This window comes from Comamonas sp. FG99 (assembly GCF_057808605.1).
Genome location: NZ_JBMDII010000029.1, coordinates 26,973 through 45,679, shown reverse-complemented (window position 1 = coordinate 45,679; position 18,707 = coordinate 26,973). Strand labels below are relative to the sequence as shown.

Genomic DNA, 18,707 nt, shown 5'->3' with positions numbered 1-18,707 from the left:
CCGTGGCCACGCTGAGCATCAGAAGGGAAAGTGATAACCGCTCCTGGGCGGTCTGGCCGGAGCCGGAGCCGATTCCGCCCGGAGCGATACGCGAGAGCGCGTCTTACCTGTTCGTCCTCAATGACTGCGATCAGGCCCAGTCTGCAGACCTTCTGATTGACGACATCGCCATTGAAGCCCTGCGTTCACGGGAACCGGGCACCGCGCTGTGGCGATGGACGCCGGGATTTCATGCAGGGGTTATTGAAGCGCAGCTGCGTATTCCCGGCACAGGCCTGCGTCGTTTCGAGATCACCACGGATCCGGACATCCGCAAACTGACGCGTGGCGACTTTGACCTCATGGTGCAGGAAGTGCTTGAAGACAGCCAGGCACTTTTTGCATTGAGTGCCTTCCGTAAAAGTATTGCGCGGCAGCGGGGCAACCGCCCTCCTCCTCTGGCACGGCTGGAATATCTCCGGTCACGTGCCGATGCCATCATCCACTCCGTCGAGCTGATCGCAAAGGCACCCCGCCATTTTCTGAAGGCAGAAGAAGTGGCGCTGCCCCCCCATAAAGCCCGGGGTGCAACGGGCCCCGAGATCATCCGCTCATTCCGTACAGGGGTCACCAGAACAGAGGCCGGCACACCATCGCGCCTCCCTCCGGCCCTGGGCGGCAGACTGCCTACCCGCATCAGAGTCAGCCAGCGCAGAAACAGCGTTGACCTGCCTGAGCACCGGCAGATCAAGGCCTGCCTGATTGCATGGGCAGCATGGCTTAACAGCGTCGCCGATGCACTGGCGCGGGCAGACCGGAACACCGACGCAGAGATCCGCAGCAGCGCCGGCCACTGGGCAGTACGTACCCGTCACCTCGCCCGGCGGCTGGCAGGATCCGCGCATTCCGGTTTCATGGCCCAGGTCAGTGAAGGAACTGCAGCGCTTCAGATGACCTCCCTGTTCCGCAATGATCCGGTCTACCAGCGCTTCTACAAGCTCTGGCAGGAAATGAATCTCGGACTGGCAGCTGTCTTTGGCGACTTCCTGCAGATGCCGCTGGCCCGGACCTATGAGCTCTATGAGCTCTGGTGCTTCCTGAGGCTGCTCCGGGCTGCAGCGCAGGAATACAGCCCGGACGGCCTGGATCTGAAGCACCTGTTTATCTCCGACGCTACTGGCGGCATCACGCTTGCGACCGGGGCTGTTGCGGTGAAAGTCGGGCCTGATAAAACGCTGTGCTTTCAGCGGCAGTACCGTGAGTACTGGGTTGAGCCAGACGGACAGGGAAGCTTCAGCCGCACGATGGTGCCGGATGTCGTCCTGAGTGGCGACTTTGCAGGCCAGGGTAGACAGGTCATCGTCCTTGATGCCAAGTACCGCATCGACGACGGGCTCAACGACGCTCTGGGCTCCATCCACACCTACAGAGACGCACTTGTACAGGAAACATCGGAAGGCCAGCCCGAGGGCATTGTCACCGCTGCCTACCTGCTTACGCCGCATGTGCCACTCATCAGGCCAGACTTTAAGGAAACAGCCATTCCGGGCCGGCTGTTTCATCCACGCTACCGCGAGAAGTTCCGATTCGGTGCAGTGACCCTCAAGCCCGGAATGAACAGCGGAGAGATGCGAGCCTGTCTGCAGAGTATCGTGGCCGATGCAACCGACGAGGCGACACATGGCTGACGTCCTGACCGCGGAGCAGAGGCGCCTCAACATGAGCCGCATCCGCGGCCGCGACACCAAGCCGGAGATGGTCATACGCCGCGGATTGCATGCGAAGGGCCTGCGCTATCGCCTGCAGGATCGCAGTCTGCCAGGCCGGCCTGATCTCGTATTTCCCAGGCATAAGGCGGTAATTCTGGTACATGGCTGCTTCTGGCATGGCCACAGCTGCCCCATGTTCAAGCTACCCGGCACGAGGCCCGAATTCTGGACTGCAAAGATCGAAGCCAACCACGCAAGGGACAGGCGTGCAGTTGAGGCACTGATTGCCCAGGCCTGGCGGGTCCTGACCATATGGGAATGTAGCCTGAGAGGGCCGGCACGCTGGCCGGCCCAGGAATTGCTCAATACCTGTGCGGCCTTCATCCGGGGAGATGCACGTCAGCTTGAACTGACCGGGCGTTGGAAATGAACCGGGACAGCACGGTAACCAGGACTGCCTCCAGGAATGTGAAGCAGAGCAACCCGGCCCTCCAGCCGTTTCAGATTGCCAGGGAAGTACTCCAGGCCAGCGAGCTTGCCATCGCAAGAGGAAAGCCTGGCGCCACTCCAGGCAGGTTGGCACGATGGATACGGCTTACGGAGCATTCCGTTCCTGTAGAGCTTGTTGTGCATACAGTCCACCAGAGCGTGCTCACGTTCTCTTTGTGGAGCATGCTGGTTCTGCTATATGCGGTGCTGACGTTTGGGGCAGTCAAATCCACCGGATGGATTGCCGCAAAGGACATCGATGCTTGGTTTCAAATCGGTACGGCCTTCCTGACTCTGTGCTTTGTGTTCTCGCGACCCAGTGCTCTTGGCTTTTCAGGCTGGCAGGTGTCCGACCTACAGGCCGCAAGGCAGCGCTGCAGCGCCCTGCGCGAAGTCCGAGACGCTGATCTGGAAGCCGTACAGTACTTTGTCGACCACGCAATTTCAGGAACAAGAAGACGCGTCACTGCTCTCAGATGGGTAACCGGCGCACTATGGGCGGCTGCTGTTTATATGGCGCAGAAAGGTCTGGAAGCGAAAGACGGCAGCATGCTCGGATATGCCTTCTTGCCCATTCTCCTTGCGGCAGTGAGTGTCGGTCTTATCGCTTCGTATGAAAGGTCGGTCAACCACGTACATGGACTCTCCCGGGCACTACTGTTCGACCGCAAGTCTCAACTCCACTCCCTGGATCAGATGCGAAAAGCCCGCAGACGGCACCACACGGGCAGGGATTCATAGCAGCCACATACGGAAGATCCGTGTCCTGGATACCCGCTGCAATTTCAGATATACAGGGACAGACAGTCGGCATGGCCAGAGTCCTCCTGCTTCCAGGACAGAAGCCATGGTCGCCCGATAAAAACGCCTCCGGCATATGCAGAATCAACCTCCCCGCTTCGCCATATGCGGTTGATTTTCATCCAGAAGTAATCCAGTAACCCCAGGCCCAGAATCAACAATCTATGCACTGCGGAATGAAGACTCGGCTATCTCCGGAACTTTTCCAGTAAAACTTGCTGATAATGTATGTCGAGACACATATTTGTACATGTCAGGGGTCATGCTTACAGAATCCACAGTGGCGACAGGTCAAGCAGCGCCTTTGTTGATGTCAACAGGAGGGAATGCGCCGCGGCCTCTGCCCACGTGGGCACGATGGCTGATTGATGCCGGTTTCGAATGTATCCAACAGCCCGCCGAGACCTTGCGCAATCGCAGAATCGTCGTAATCACGACTCCTGCCGACTCACCTGCCGCAGGCCTGATTGCGCTAGGGGCGTTAATCGGCCAACTGTGTCACCCGGATGCCAACGAGATCCACTCGCACTTCGACGCGTTGCTGCGAAACGCACGACAGTACATAAGGCATTGCCGCGACTGTACGACCCATTGTCACCCGGAGCGTGCCAACTGTGGCTTTCTATCAGCCGCGGCAGGCCGCATCCGCCTGACACAGACCATGACTGCCATGAGCATACTGGGGCACGGCCGGGATCCTTCGATGGGAGACTATATTGAAGTAAGCGCGCGCAACGGCTCCATCAAGCTCTTTGCATCCAGCGCAAAAAGCTACCACATCGATGGCTCATCCCCTTACATCGTCACCACGTCAAGCGGGTCTCTTTCTGGATACATGTTCGACGAAATCTGCCCGCAGGCGGAAATTCTTCGGCCCAACCTTGCAACTCCGCATGCAGGTGTCTGCTTTGCAGGACGAGCTGCAGGGCCGGAGCTGACCCGGTCGGCCCTGGACGGGTGCACATTCTCGGTCGGTAGTTTGTCGCAGCCATTGGCCGAGATGCTGACAGTCCAGGCCTGGACACCACCAAATGTCCTATCGCGCATGACCTATTTCAACCCGAGAACCAAGCGTCTCGATCGACCTGGGGCGCCCCCTGACATAGTCGTCGCCGATGGCCCCTCTACGTTGAGGCTCGTGCTATCCCAAACCGAATTCAGAAACTCACACGTCATCGCCGTTGTGCCCCGGAATGCGGATCAGGACCACATTGAGGAAGCGCGCGACGCCGTGGGCAACCTGCGGCAGTGGTATGAATCTCGGCCGCTTCACTCCTGTTTCTTCCAACCGCCGCCGGCGGGAATCACCGGTATCGTGCTATGCAGAAACAGTTGATAGACGCGTACGGAATCGGACGGACTTTCGAGCTTGCCGATCCTAAGAGAGGCCTGTACTGGGACAGGTTCGTGTTCGGCGATGCGGCATTCGCCGCACTGCGTCGAGCAACAAGACACATTGCGACAGCACTTTTCGCAACTGAAATCCAGGAATTCGCGGATCTCGCCGTCCGGCTTCAATTCACCCTGGCAGGATGGCTCACAACGCCTTGTGCGTTCGATTCGTCTATCCCCCACCAACTCCGCTCGCTATTGGGCGAGGCAGAAAATTCCGGCAGGCGGTGGGGGGCTGAAATCGCAGGTCGGTTCGTGGCTTCGATTCGAGCATCAGAAGCGATGGCTGATCGTGGAAGCTGCCTGCGAACCGAGTTTGGTGACGAGGTTCAGCGATTGCTAGCCGAAGACAAAGACATCCGCATCCATTGCCGCCGCGCGGACAGGGAGACGTTTGAAGCTGCGGTCAACTCGCAGGGACCCATTCAGATCGGGGCCCGGCATTTTATCCACTCGTCGTGCGACTACCGCAACGCCCCTGCATTCGATGTTCTGTTCAAGGCAGGCCCATTCCGCCGGCACGGCATTGCCGGCAGTCCGGATGCCTTGATCAATGCGCCTAAGTTCAGCCACATCGTGCAGTTCACCTGGGAAGGCTTGGTTGACGACGCCGACTTCGGCGCCGATCTCTTTGAATCCCTGCTGACGGGCCAAGCTGTCGAGCGGCCATCCGGCGACGATGTTGTCGAAACATGCGGTTTCCGCTGGCACATCGGGACGCTGGTAATGCAGGATGAGAGCGGCTGGATTCTGCCCTCAGAAGCAGCCGCCGGCGAGCCCGGGCTGCTCGACGACCTGGGCGTCCGACCTCGACGAACGAGCATGGAGCCCGTCGCCAGATCGACGCTCGTACAGCTTGATCATGACATGGCGATCCTCCACCCTGCGCATGCCGATCTCCTGTGCCTGCGCCCTTCAGCGTCCACTTTGAATTTTGAGGCGGGATGGGTCGAGTGCGACGAGGTGCACGAGGGAATGCACCTCGTACTTGCTGATGTCGATGAGGTATCGAGTGTCACTAAAGCCGCTGGATCGGGTCTCCACGCAGAGACGTGGAAGCAGGTTCTCAGCGTGTCGCTCCGGAACGACCGCGAAAGGACCATCAGGCGACTTCGGGACGCGGGGATCGATCTGGCCGGCATCGCCCACTCCGTCGACAACTGGATTTCTCCTGCCACAAACGTCATTCACGCACCTCAGAGCGAGCGTCATTTCATGTGTCTTATGAAAGTCGTGACAGAACTCCACGCCGATTGGGACCGAAAGTACTGGCAGCTGGCATGGCGCGAGGTCACGCGATCGCGCGGTGAAGCGATAGTCGCTGGCTTCGAAGAGCACGAGAAGCTCCGCGACAGGCTTCTTGCCACGCTACAGCTCATGATTCCGGCTTGCACGGGAGAACTTCAGGCCGGCCTCGACTTCAACCAATCCGCTCCCATCGACTCTGAGCTGAGCGGCGTCTTCCGTTTCAGACGAATACTCGGCATCGAGCGCGGATTCCGAGCCCCCGAACGCGAGCTGCGTCATGTTCGTCCATCTATCTCTTTCACAAAATGGCTCTATTAATTCCGGCATTCGTCGATGAGCGCACACCTCCCGGAGAGCGCGACCTCTTTGCCCGCCTGACCGCCTGCCCCGAAGACTGGATCGCGCTGCATGCGCTGGATCTGGCGCCCTGGAACCGCGGACTGCGGACCGAGATCGACTTTCTGCTCATCGTTCCCGATCTGGGCATCCTGTGCATCGAGGTCAAGTCGCACGAACAGATCCGGTTTGACGGTCAACGCTGGCATCCAGAATCCATTTCACGGTCGCCATTCAAGCAGGCTCTGGATGCAAGCAAGACCTTTGCACGACGTATCAAGGATCATATGCCGTCGCTCAGGGATGTGCCGGTCGTGCATCTGTGCGCGTTTCCGAAAGCGCGCTTCGACGTGCAGACCAACATCTCCATCAACAGAGCCGAATACATCGACATCGATGAGCTGAGTGCACTCGCCCGCCCCAGCGACTTTGCGGCACTGATCCGTGAAAAGCTCCGGCTGGGTGTCGACCTGGATAGTACGTTGCATCGTCTGGCCAAACCGCTTTCCAGACCGCAGCTCGACGAGATCGTCAGATTCTGTACGCCCGTAGAACGTCGCCGGCCGTCGGCTACTGAAGAGCTGGCACGCAAGTCACAGGAGATGGACCGCCTGCTGCGCGCCCAGCAGCTTCCGGTTATCTCACTAGTTCGGTCCAACCGACGCGTCCTGGTGACGGGCCCGGCGGGTACTGGCAAGACGCTGATTTCTATAGAGGTAGCGCGCCGGGCGGCTTTGAATGGCCAAAGGGTTGGATTGCTGTGCCACAACCAGCTGATCGGGGATTGGATTACCCACAAGATCGGTAGCGATAACGTGCGTCCACCGACGCTGGTGGCAGGACGGGCCATCAAGGTGATGGCAGATTTGGCCGGTATACCGATCCCCCCGAATGCTTCGAGCGTCTTCTGGGACCGCGAACTTCCAGACCTCCTCGAGGAGAAGCTCACAGACGCAGACTTCGCCGCATCGGCACACTTCGACCTTCTGGTGTTGGACGAGGCACAGGACCTGATGGCACGCCCCTCACTCTGTGCATGTCTGGAGCTGTTCCTGAAGGGCGGTTTTTCCGACGGTGCGTTCGCCATCTTCGGAGACTTCGAGCAGCAGGTGCTGACCGGCGGTGACACCGCGGGTAAGACGCTCAACACCCTTATCGACAGAGCACGGCCCGCGCGGTGGACGCTGGACGAGAACTGCAGGAACTACCAGTCTGTGGGACGCGCTGCGACAAGCCTTTCGGGCTTCGGTGAGCGTCTCTATAGTGGCTACCTGCGATCGGGTGGCGGCGCAAAAAGTTACGACATCGAATTCTATGAAGACGAAGAACAGCAGCTGAACATCCTGAAGGCATGGCTGCACGATTTCAAGGTGCAGGGGCTCAGACCATCGGACATCACCATCCTGTCGTTCAGCAGAGATGAGTTCAGTGCTGCAGGGCAGCTGCGGAGTGCGGGGATCCCCTTGATGCCAGCATGGCAGCGCAGCGATCGGCATACGTCATTTGCAAGCGTCCACGCATTCAAGGGCATGGAGAACAAGGCAATCATCCTAACGGACGTCTCGCTCGGCGACCAAGACTTCAGGCGGGCGCTTTTTTACACCGGAGCAACCAGGGCCACCGAATGCATGCGGATCCTCTGCCATGCATCCTCCGGACCCGTGATCAGCCAGTGGATGAAGGCATAGAGGAAGACAATGAAAGAGCGCAGCGAAATCATCGAGAGCGTCCGGAGTGAAATTGTGGGCCCAGCAAGGCACAAGGCTCCTACCATCGTCACGTTCTCTGACAAGGAATTCAAGGATCCGGTTCCCTGGCGACGAGGGGCTCTTGCCTGGAAGCCGGTCACAGATGACAACGCAGAGGAGGTGCTGTACTTCGAAGGCGAGTCACCTCACCGCAAGTACGGCGTCGGCATGCTGCATCCCAAGGGGGTGACTCCAGCGCTGACTACGATCGCCTCGGAACAGAGCGATACTCTCGGAGTGGAGATACCTGAAACAGAGGCCGCCGATGGGGTATTCAGCGCGACCCGGCCTTCCGACGAGGTAGCCACAACCGATACTGCGCCGAATGCAGCTGACAGCGGCTCCGACGATGATTTCGACGTGACCGGTGGCTCCACGCGACGTCCGTCGACACTTGCCATCTCGTTCTGCGTATCCCTTCCGGCAGATGCAAAGCTCCAGGTCGCTCTGCCCTCCAGGCATCGGTTTTCATGGCAGGAGCAGGGTGACGCGCCTTTTCCGGTCAACGGCAGGTATGAGAAATGCGGCCGACGCTGGACCGACGACAAGGGCAGAGATCGCCGCGATACCATCTGGCGCAGACATTCCGCCGTCGGAGACGGTGCTGTCGTTGAGTTCTACGCTGCCGAACTGTCCTCTGGAATTCCGATAAAGCGCGACGTCCCCCTCCCCTCCGGCTCACCTGTCAGCCTGCAGCTCGATTGCTTTCCCCGTGCCATGGAAGGCCAGCAGGGCCAGCAGGGCCAGTGGGTGATCACTCTTGTCCTGCGAAATATCACCGTCGTGCCGGATGACAGGGAAGAGAAGGAGCACATCCTATTCCAGTCGTTTTTTGAGGTGACTGCCGCTCTAGGAACCATCCTGCCGTACCCGGAGAGCACAAGAAACTTCGAATCACAGGATGACGACGAGCAGTCGCTCGCGCTCCTGTACCGCGAATCAGCGATCTTTGGTATAGGGCATGGTTGCGCGGCGGCCTGGAACGCGGCCCCCGGCGAAGCGCCTTCCGCTCTTCAGGCTGATACGATGCCCACAGTGGAGCTGCCAAGCATGACACCCGACATCATGCTTGAAGGCCGCGCATTGTCGCTGAAGATGCGAGATTTGGCCGATCTGCCTGCTAGCGGAACGGGACCGGCCTGGGATGCCCTGCAGCTGGTGTCCGACGGATATCGTGACTGGATCTCCAGGCGCCAACTTGAGGCGGCTTCTCTTCCGGTCAGATTCCGGAACATCGCTCAGGACCATCTAGATCAGTGCCGCGCCTGCCTGGCTCGCGTCGACCGCGGCATCGCACTCCTCCGAAGCAGTGTCCCGGACCGGCATGCCTTCCAGCTGGCAAACAAGGCCATGCTGCTGCAGCAGATCGCGACCAAATATCTCCACAAAAGAGATGCCGCGTGGGATCCGAAGGGTGGGAGGGTCGTGTTCCAGAGAGCCCATATATCGCCCTGGGATGTCTTTAAGGAGGGCAGTGAGAACGGCTCGCGCATCGGTTCATGGCGCGTGTTCCAGATAGCGTTCCTGCTGATGTCCCTCAGTGGACTCTCGGACCCATCAGACACGGACCGGGACATCGTCGACCTCATCTGGTTTCCGACCGGCGGCGGCAAGACCGAGGCGTACTTGGCCGCCATGGCCTTCTACATGTTCAGGGAGCGCCTGAAGATGCAAGAAGGCGGCGCTCTGCAACGTGACGCCACCAACGTCCTGATGCGCTATACCCTGCGGATGCTGACGACGCAGCAGTTCCAGCGAGCTGCCAGTCTGATCTGCGCAATGGAAGTGTTGCGTCGGAACAGTCGGTCTTCCGAGATCGAAATTCCGGGACGGCGATTCTCCCTTGGCCTCTGGGTCGGTGGGGATGGATCACCCAATCGATGTGCAGAAGCGACTTCTCAGTACTCACGCTATCTCAAAGGAGATCTGAAAGGCAATCCGCTGGTTCTGACGGAATGCCCATGGTGCCGAGCACAGATCGGCAAACTGGAAGCTGCCACACGCAGTAAAAAGGGAGACCGTGCTCACCCGCTCGGTGTCGCCCTCTCGCAGGAAGGTCCTTTGCTGCTTTGTCCGGACCCGCGTTGCGCGTTCGGCACTGAAGATCCCCATCAATGGCTTCCAGTCGAAGTCATTGACGAAAGGATATACCGCAATCCACCGTCGCTCCTGATCGCGACTGCCGATAAGTTTGCAATGATGGCTTACCGGCCCGCTGCAGGTGCGCTCTTCGGCAGAGCAGTAATGCCGGCAGGAAAGGTCGAGCAGATTGCCATACCACCTGGACTGATCATCCAGGACGAGTTGCATCTCATATCCGGACCACTCGGAACAATGTATGCGCTGTACGAATCAATCTTCGAACAGCTGTGCACAACTGTCGTGACGGGCGGCTTGTGCAAACCAAAGATCGTGGCCTCGACAGCCACCATACGGGGCGCATCAGATCAGGTGCGGGTCCTGTATGGACGCGAAAAAACGTCGCTGTTTCCCAGCCCCGGCCTTTCCATGAGCGACTCGTTTTTTGGTCGTTATGCCAGAGAGCCCGATGGCCGTATGAGCCCGGGCCGCCTGTATGTCGGCATTCACGGAGCAGATCATGGCTCCATCCTGACCACCCAGGTACGCACTTTCGCGGCAGCGTTGTACAAGCCAGCGGCATTCAATCAGGCCAGACGGGACCCATGGTGGACGTTGCTTGCTTTTTACAACAGCATCCGTGAGCTGGGTGGCGCACGCACGCTTTTTGACAGCGACATCCGATCCCGCCTCAAATTCCTCTTCAACAGGGAGGGGATCGACGGAGACGATCGCAGGACACTTGCTATTGTTGACGAACTGACAAGCCGGCTGTCCCAGCCTGAGATTGTCGCAATGATGGACCGGCTTGCCCGGACCTATGACGTATCAGGTGGCGCTGGAGTCTTCGACGCGTGTCTCGCCTCAAACATCATCGAAGTCGGCGTAGACATTGATCGTCTATCGCTCATGGGCGTGGTTGGTCAGCCCAAGACGACTTCAACATATATCCAGGTGACGGGGCGTGTGGGTCGGAAATGGCAGGAGCGGCCAGGACTCATCCTGACACTCTATAACCCATCCAAGAGCCGTGATCGCTCGCACTTCGAGCAGTTCCATGGGTATCACCGCCGTCTGTACGAACGCGTGGAGCCCACCTCCGCTACACCATTCGCGATCTCGGCGATTCAGCGGGGATTCGCAGGCGCGGTGCTCACCTGGGCCAGGCAGCAAGTCCGGGATCCAGTGCAGAAGTTTGCCTCTTACCAGGAGGCGCTGGATCAGGCGGTCAAGATTCTGATCAATCGATGCTCGACCGTACAGAACAACAACGACGCGGAGCGCGCCATCAGCGAGCTCAGGCGCATGCATGCAGAGCTGATCACGAAGTGGCAATGTAATCCGCAGGAATGGGAGCAGTTTCCCCAGTCGACCTCTGGCGAGTATCTGATGCTCTGGCCGGGGCAGTACGCGACGCAGCTGCAGGAAGCACGTGGCGTGAAGGTGCCCACGAGCATGCGACAGGTAGACAGGACAGGCGAGTTCACGATTACGCCCGCATACGCAATGGTTTCCGGCGCGACCGGCTCAGGAGAATAAATGGGAGACAAGCAGATACGCACGGGTCAGTTGATAGCGCCATTCGGACCCGGAAGCCTGTACACCGATCGCCAGGGCGTACCACACGTAGTCTGTGGCCTGGACCACTGGTATAAGACGTGGAGTGAAACGCAGGGACTGCAAGACTGTGAGGAGCCTCTTGAGTTCGAAGTATTCGAACCTCGGCTCTCCGAGCTGCTGAAGATCGACCGCTTCCGCACACCACCGGACTACCGGATAGCGCTCAGACATCAGGATCCGCCTCCGAATGCAAGCTTGAAGATCCCCGCCCTCCGCTTTCCGAGGTGGTATCGCAACACGCGCAGCGGCGAGCTGCACAGGTTCAATCTGGAAACCCGTGCTCTGGAACGTCCCCGGGACGGCAGCAGATGGCAGCCGGTTCGCTTTATTGCTGTCTGCCAGCACGGTCACCTCTGCGAGTTTCCCTGGAAGGAATGGATCGACTGCCAATGTGCGGACAATGGCAGCCTGGAGCTGGCTGACAGAGGCGGCTCCGAGCTGTCCAGCATTGTCGTGAAATGCAGGTCCTGCCCTCCAGGATCGGTCGGTGCGAAGGGGCGCACACTCAGCGGCACCACGATGAAACCCGATCGAACGAAGGGTGAGAAGAGCGAATTCGAGAAGGCCGGTATCCGCTGTCCTGCGGAGCGCCCCTGGTTGGGAGAAGGGGCTCACGACGACCTGTGTGCTGAGCCCCTTATCGGCGCACTGATTAATCAGACGAACATCTACTTCCCGCGCACCATTTCGGCGATCAGTCTCCCAGATCTTACGGAACAGGACGACGCGGTGATTGACATCCGCAAAGCACTCGACAGCCTGTCTGACATCGCCATGCTTAAGACTTGGTGGAAGCTTAAGCAGTACGACAAAGTTGTAATGCTGGCATCCCAGTCGCTGACGGAGCTACAGATTCCACACGAGCCCGGCAAGGTCAAGCAGGCGCTCGACAGTCTTTTTTCTGGCGCGCCAGAAAAGAGTCCGTCAGCTGCCGCCGTGCCTGTACAGCCCGAAACGGAAGTCATGCGCTTCCGCCGTGCAGAATTCGATATCCTGCGGCAGGAAATTGACGATCCGCGACGGTCGCCCAGAATGCGTGTCCGTAAAGGCGTCGTGCCCACGGAGTTGTCAGAATGGATCGGGCAAGTCAGTTTGGTCGAGCGCCTGTGTGAGACACGCGCGTTCTTCGGATTTGATCGGATCGAGCCTTCGCGGTCACCGCTGTCCGACCTTCCCACCTCGGCACTCAGGCAGCTCTTTCGCGAACCGCCTGAAGGGGCCGAGCAGTGGCTTCCGGCGATCCAGGTCTACGGTGAAGGTATCTATCTCGAGTTGAAGGAAGAGCAGATCACGGCTTGGCAGCTCGCCAATGCAGACTGGCTCGACACGAGACTAAGTCCGGAATTTATCCAGCGCCTGGAAGAAAGCTGCTGGGCACTGCGGCCGCTTACCCCAGGCAGTCGTGATTGGGCGCTGCGATTCCTGCTCGTGCACAGTCTCGCACACCTGCTGATCAGCCAGCTGGTCTTCGAATGCGGCTATTCCACTGCCGCCCTTCGCGAGCGGCTCTTCGTTTCCACCGACCCGGCTGCCCCGATGGCCGGGATGCTGATCTATACGGCCGCCGGGGATTTAGAGGGCACTTTGGGGGGCTTGGTCCGCATGGGGCAGCCCGAGCTCCTCGGTCCGGTATTCGAACGTGCACTGGCCCGCGCGGCGTGGTGCTCGGCCGATCCTGTGTGCTCCGAGGATCTAGGAGGCCAGGGATCACGCCTTGCCAATCTCGCAGCCTGCCATGCCTGCGCTCTTCTTCCCGAGACGTCGTGTGAAACGATAAATCAGGGCCTGGACAGAGGCATGCTCGTGGGCACGCCCTACCAGAGAGGTCCGGGGATCTTTTCCCGCTTGATTGATAATGCGCTTCTTGCCGGGTAGGTGCGTGCCGGAACATTTATATCCAGGAGCTGGCCAGGGAAGTCATCCTTGTTTGCGTGAAGGCTAAATGCGAACGCCTGTACGAATAGGTATGCGGAAGCAATAAAACGCTGATGATGCCTTTGGGAGTAATGCATAGAACCTACCCGGCGATTATGGCCCGATGGATAAGATCCTTGAGGGAGGCTCGATCAGCAGGGGACATGCATCGTACATTGGCGGATTTCGTGCAACGGCCAGACGCCCCTGGCCCGTCGGATCGGAGGCCACCGCTCAATGAGCGAACGCAGCATCGAAATAGTGCACAAGCACCGCTGACTCCGCTACGATGAGGAGTACTCAACACTCTGTTACCGGCCGGAGAGGAGGATCGCATGAAGGCGCTGACTGTGCTCATGGGGATGGTTGGATTGGCGACGTCATGCGGACATGTCGCCACCGCTGCTGAAGTAGACGATCCGCACTGGGGATGCTACGACGCCCAGCCCGGTCACCCTACGCCCGCCGAACGGACGGCCTTTATTGGCAATCTGGTCCCGACCGCCCAGGAGGCAGAAAGGAATGGCGGACCACCGGCAGCGGGTTTACTCGCCATGAGTGCCCTTGAATCCGGTTTTGGCTGGACCCGTACGGCAGTGTTTGCGAATAACCTGTTCGGCTGGAAGTTCGTTTCTACTGCGGGTGCTGGGAACCGGGACAGCTGGACGCTGGCCTGCCAGCCAGCATCGGACCCAAACAATCGCTATGTCGTATTCCGCGATCACCGCGATTCCCTGGCTTTTGTCGCCGACCGCCTCAAGTCCAGTACCCGCTATGCCGACGCCACGCGTCGGTACCACGCCGATAAGGCAAACGGAATGGAACCTGGTGATGCAGTGGCACGTTGGGTCAAGGGCGTTGCCCGCGCTGGCTACAACCCTTTCCCTGACTATCCGGGCAAGGTGCTTTCCATCGCTAATATTGATCCGGCATGAACGAACTTGAATCAGGCCGCATAACGAACCGGCTCGTGTTCGAAGTAGCTTTTGATCCGTTCAGGTTGCCGCTGAACGCTGCGCAGATGCTTGGCCGTGGCCTTGACCAACTGCAACTTCGTGCGCGCCGGTGCGAGCTTCGTGACGGCCTGCTTGAGATCGGCGTTGGCCATCTCGTTCGGGTTGAGCTCCGGGCTGTAGCTCGGCAGGTAGAACACCTCGATCTCTTGCTTGTGCTCGGCCAGCCACGCCTTCACGGGCTTGCTGTGGTGCACCCGCAGGTTGTCCAGGATCAGGTAGACCTTGCGTCCCGCATCCTTGATGAGCCGACGCAGGAAATCGATCAGGATGTCGGAGTTGAGCGCGCCGTCAAAGGCCTTCCAGCGCATCTGCCCCTTGTTGGTGACCGTGGAGATGACCGACAGGCCATGGCGTTTGCTGTTCACCCGCACCACCGGCGTCTCGCCCTTGGGCGCGTAGCTGCGCCCGCGCACGTCGTCGCTGCGCAGCCCGGTTTCGTCGCCCCAGTGGATCTCGGCGCCCTCGCGCCTTGCGCACGCGGCGATCACGGGGTACTCCTCATCGAGCCACTTCTTGACCGCCGCAGGCGACTGCTCGTAGGCCTTCTTCATGGGCTTTTGCGGCGTGAAGCCCCAGCGCGCCAGGTACAGCCCCATCGTGCGCACAGGCAAGCGGATCCCGAAGCGCTGCTCGATGAGCTGGCCCACCGCTGCCCGCGTCCACAACGCATACGGCATCTTCAGCTGATCGGGCGTCTTGTCGGTGATGAGCTTGCGCACCGCCGCCTCCTGGGCCGCGCCCAGTCGCCGCCCTTCGCCCAGCCTGCGGCCACCGGGTGCATCCTGCAGCGCCTTGGCACCGGCTGCCTCGTGGCGCTTGCAGATATCGAAAACGCCGGTGCGGCTCAGGCCCGTCTGCGCCGCAATTTCGTCGTACGTACGACCCGCCTTGCGCAGGCGAATCACCTGCACGCGTCTTTCATGCCGCGCTTCGCGCGACAACGATCTCATGTCGGTTGCTTGCATCACTCCCACATGATGGCGCATTCCGAATATTCAAGATCATTATTGCCGGATCAATAATTACCTGCACCCCGGTCCGGTCGAATCGGCAGACGGCTCGCTTTTTCGCTATGCCACTGCTGAAAACAGCTCGGTGGCAGCGCCGGCCGTCTCGGCTTCCCCGGCAGGTAATGTGACCAATAGCGCCGCCGGAAGTGCCGCCGCCGCAGTGCTGGCCAAGAATCTGGAGAAGGCGCATTATCTGTCTGCCAGCTGCGACGCCCCGCCGATCGTTGACTGGCCAGGCTATGAAGGCCGCAACGTGCGGCGCTGTACCTACGCCGTGACCAGTGGTGGCAAGACGCTACGAGCTCTGGTGTATCTGCTGAATCCCTCCATCGACAATATGACCGCCCGCATCAGCTACGCCTGCAATGCCGTCGGACTGGGCGATCGTCCTGGATGCGGTCGCCATCTGGCCACCTTTATCGTTAATCAAAACGGTGCCCAGTTCCCAGTCGCCGGCCTTGTCATTGAACGAAAGCGGGATGCAGGGGGGCAAGGCGACGCACCGGTCTACTTAGAGTTCCGCGACGGCGTCACCGTGATGAGCAAGGATGGCTTGAATTTCACCGACCGCCAACTTAGCGTTGAGGTCATGGAGCATGCCGCGCGAGCACCGCTGGCCAGCACCCGGACGTATGCGCGAGTAGCCAACGCTACTCGCGACGATTACCGCAGTGCTGGCGGTGCCGAATCGGTGGGAAAGAATAGTGCCGGCGACAAGTCGAACCGATGGCCGGCAGTCGTTCGCGAAAACGAATTGCGCGCTCAAGATACCGGAAAGGACGAGCTGCTGCGCGGTCTCGCCATGGGCCTGCGCAGCACACTGGCACAGGCTAGGTAATCGTTTTGACTTGAACAGTCGCCCCTTCATGATGCGGACGGGTCAGTGGCCGAATTCAGCCGGGGCTGTGAGGGCACAGTGACCGCTTGGGAGTGTGACGATTCGGCTATAGCGCGTGCTGCAATGATCGCGGAGGCGGGCTGCAACCGACCCCATTCTGCGCAGCGTCGTGATCGAAAAATATGCTGAAGAAGCGGCCATCCAAACGCAACGCCCTCCCCCGCACGTCACCTATACCAGATCCTTTGAGCCATCTGCGCTCACATTCAGTACGTCGCCCTGCGAGACTGTACTCAGGAAGATCAGGCGAGCGGCCGAAGGCAAGCGCTGAAATCCTTTGCGTAGGCGGCCGTGATAGGCTTGTTGGGTGATTTTGGGTTGACGTTGTCCCGGGCGTTGATCCAATTGACCTTATGACCGTCGATATATGCGGACAGAGGTTTTTTACTGCCGTACCAGCCCTCCAGCATGCTACGTATCAGGATCTCACCAGCTATACCTGGATCAAGCACCTTGTCAGGGGCTGACACCAGATCGAGGCCGAGCTTCGCCCCCGTCTTCTGATAGTTCTCGCGAAGAGTGACCTGCACGAAACCGCGTCCATAGTAGCGCTGCCCATTGGCATCAGGCAGCGCGTAGTTGGCTCGCGCTGGCTTTCCGGACTTGATCGCCCTGCTGGCAAGCAGCTTCTCAATGGCGCGCTCGCGGCACATTTCATCAGAACCACAGCGCGGCGCCTCGCGCACAGGCTTAAAGGTGCCATCCGACTCCCGCCTAGCCGTTCCCAGCACGAAGGCGAGGCGGTTTGCATCCGCATCTCCGAACTTCTCCCAGCTATCGAAGAGATGACTGAGGCCCGCTTTCATCGGTTCTGAGAGCGACGTCTTGCCTTTCATAACTGCTGCGGTGCCCTCCTTGTTCATCTCATAGTTCTGCAGGACGGCACATTTGTCAAAGAACCATGCGCGATCCGCTTTGAACGGTGCACCGAATGAGGTGCCGGGAGACGCACAGGCCAACAGCGCAGCCATCGATACCCCCTTGACCAAGTCGCGGCCTGTGATCGCCTTTACTGATAGGCAAGTCATGTTCACATTTCCTCCCGGCAGAGTATGGTTGTTGCTCAGCGGGAAGCTAAGCCCTCGAGGCATTGTTGTCAATCCTGACAACGATAGGTAGCACTCGGAAATGCTAAGCGCATGTGTCCGATTTCGGAGGAAAATAGAATACTGCGGGTCAGTCGGTAATGGTCGCAGACGGCCAGAAGCGGTCGGCAATCTCATCTTATTGATCGACCGCTCCAGGCCAATTAATATTGGACTTTGCACTTGACGGTCGAGATGGTTCAATGACGTTTGAACTAAGTAGCGTGCATGAGAAGAGCGTTAACGCTCCTCTGTGTTCTCATCGCAGCAGCTCGCGGCGAGGAGCACTAAGGGAGCGCAACGAAAATTATGAAAAGGGGCAGTGTGTGAGCAAAGATGGAAAATCGATCTCATTTGAAAGAACATATAGGCAGGTTAAAAAATTCGATCATTACCAGAAAGATAGAATTCTTAATCTGATGCTGCTGAAGAATTACTGCATCGAGCAAGACAATGCTCTAAGGTGTGCGTACCAATTTTACGGCAGAGCATCTTCATTTTTTTTGGCAATCGTCGGCGCAGCTGATTGTCTATTGTTCGCTCAAATTAACGAGGAAGCAACAGCCTGTCTCGAGAAAGGGGGGGCGATTGGTGATCTGTTAGGGACAGTAATGGAGGACGCTAAAAGTGCTGGTATTTCAGTCGCACATATCAAACATGCAATTGATGATATGGAACCATTATTTCGAGATCGGGGTGAGTATGTGCGCGGAAGCCTTTATTTGGATTTCATTGTAGGCACATATTCCGCCTTTGAATATTATATGGCGAAAATTTATGATCCCATTCGCCTTAAGCATCCATCTTCTAGCAGTAAAATTCAAAAATTAAAGAAACTCATTGAAAAATACAACACGACCGAGGGGGAAGATAAAGATCGGTTCTTGAACGACATTGCAGAACTTAACACCTACGTATCTGGACGTGAAAAAATTGATTTTGTATTATCCAAGCTACCAAAGGATGATCATCGGGATAGGTCAAATTATCTGACTACTGTATCGTTCTATGCAAGGGCGAGAAATAGCATACACAATCTTGGCTTCAGTGGCTCACCAAACGACGCTCAATACTCCATAGAAGAAAGGGGGTTAATTCATAATGCTGGCGAAGCACTTTTCGCTGAAAATCGAAGTGATATAGTTCGCCTATGCCAAAAACTGGTTGAAATTTATAATGATGTCGTTTCAGAAAATACAAACTTGAATTCTGAGATATTTTTAGATACGCGATCCGAATTCAACATAGGCAACTCAGTAAAAATATTTTCTTGAGCGTGGCGGAGTAGAGATTTTTCGGGGTTGCATTAGTCCGCTCTGGGTTGTGGATTCAACCGGTCTTTCTGTGACAGTCGCAGATCGGCGAGAAGCCGTCATTCACCGG

General features: G+C 58.3%; 13 protein-coding genes. 11 read left to right on the top strand and 2 right to left on the bottom strand.

The annotated features are described in order from the left end of the window. The first annotated feature begins 2 nt into the window (after positions 1-2). The 9 genes from ACODRX_RS18455 (at position 3) to ACODRX_RS18415 (ending at position 14,250) form a co-directional block, all read left to right on the top strand. Entirely contained in the window at positions 3-1,667 is a 1,665-nt protein-coding gene (locus ACODRX_RS18455; protein ID WP_488872996.1) for a DUF2357 domain-containing protein, read from the top strand. Then, complete coding sequence (locus tag ACODRX_RS18450; protein ID WP_488872995.1) at positions 1,660-2,118, top strand: very short patch repair endonuclease; 459 nt, start codon at positions 1,660-1,662, stop codon at positions 2,116-2,118. The genes ACODRX_RS18455 and ACODRX_RS18450 overlap by 8 nt, the downstream gene beginning before the upstream one ends. A gap of 38 nt (positions 2,119-2,156) precedes the next feature. Beyond that, positions 2,157-2,918, top strand: a complete 762-nt coding sequence (locus tag ACODRX_RS18445) for a hypothetical protein (protein WP_488872994.1) — start codon at positions 2,157-2,159, stop codon at positions 2,916-2,918. A 721-nt stretch (positions 2,919-3,639) separates the two neighbouring features. Then, positions 3,640-4,314 carry a hypothetical protein gene (locus ACODRX_RS18440; RefSeq protein WP_488872993.1) on the top strand — a complete coding sequence of 225 codons (675 nt, stop codon included), beginning with the start codon at positions 3,640-3,642 and terminating at the stop codon, positions 4,312-4,314. Beyond that, positions 4,299-5,936 (top strand): hypothetical protein, encoded by a 1,638-nt coding sequence (locus ACODRX_RS18435; protein ID WP_488872992.1) that lies wholly within the window; start codon positions 4,299-4,301, stop codon positions 5,934-5,936. Before ACODRX_RS18440 ends, ACODRX_RS18435 begins: the two co-directional genes overlap by 16 nt. Beyond that, complete coding sequence (locus ACODRX_RS18430; protein WP_488872991.1) at positions 5,924-7,642, top strand: nuclease-related domain-containing DEAD/DEAH box helicase; 1,719 nt, start codon at positions 5,924-5,926, stop codon at positions 7,640-7,642. The genes ACODRX_RS18435 and ACODRX_RS18430 overlap by 13 nt, the downstream gene beginning before the upstream one ends. 9 nt (positions 7,643-7,651) lie before the next feature. Continuing rightward, positions 7,652-11,320, top strand: coding sequence for a helicase-related protein (locus tag ACODRX_RS18425; RefSeq protein WP_488872990.1), 3,669 nt, complete (start codon positions 7,652-7,654; stop codon positions 11,318-11,320). After that, positions 11,321-13,276, top strand: coding sequence for a DrmB family protein (drmB, locus tag ACODRX_RS18420; protein WP_488872989.1), 1,956 nt, complete (start codon positions 11,321-11,323; stop codon positions 13,274-13,276). It begins immediately after the preceding gene. 374 nt (positions 13,277-13,650) lie between these two features. Continuing rightward, a complete protein-coding gene (locus ACODRX_RS18415) occupies positions 13,651-14,250 on the top strand; it encodes a glucosaminidase domain-containing protein (protein WP_488872988.1) in 600 nt (199 codons plus the stop codon). Between the two features lie 11 nt (positions 14,251-14,261). Here the strand turns inward: ACODRX_RS18415 and ACODRX_RS18410 are convergent, their stop codons facing one another. Beyond that, positions 14,262-15,296 carry an IS630 family transposase gene (locus ACODRX_RS18410; protein ID WP_488872987.1) on the bottom strand — a complete coding sequence of 345 codons (1,035 nt, stop codon included), beginning with the start codon at positions 15,294-15,296 and terminating at the stop codon, positions 14,262-14,264. Between the two features lie 169 nt (positions 15,297-15,465). Between ACODRX_RS18410 and ACODRX_RS18405 the strand changes: the two genes are divergently transcribed. Then, a complete protein-coding gene (locus ACODRX_RS18405; protein ID WP_488872986.1) occupies positions 15,466-16,179 on the top strand; it encodes a hypothetical protein in 714 nt (237 codons plus the stop codon). A 302-nt stretch (positions 16,180-16,481) separates the two neighbouring features. Here the strand turns inward: ACODRX_RS18405 and ACODRX_RS18400 are convergent, their stop codons facing one another. Continuing rightward, a complete protein-coding gene (locus ACODRX_RS18400) occupies positions 16,482-17,267 on the bottom strand; it encodes a glycoside hydrolase family 19 protein (RefSeq protein WP_488872985.1) in 786 nt (261 codons plus the stop codon). Positions 17,268-17,494: 227 nt separating this feature from the next. Between ACODRX_RS18400 and ACODRX_RS18395 the strand changes: the two genes are divergently transcribed. After that, the gene (locus ACODRX_RS18395) at positions 17,495-18,598 is read left to right on the top strand and encodes a hypothetical protein (protein WP_488872984.1); all 1,104 of its coding nucleotides are present in this window, start codon (positions 17,495-17,497) and stop codon (positions 18,596-18,598) included. The last annotated feature ends 109 nt before the right edge of the window (positions 18,599-18,707 follow it).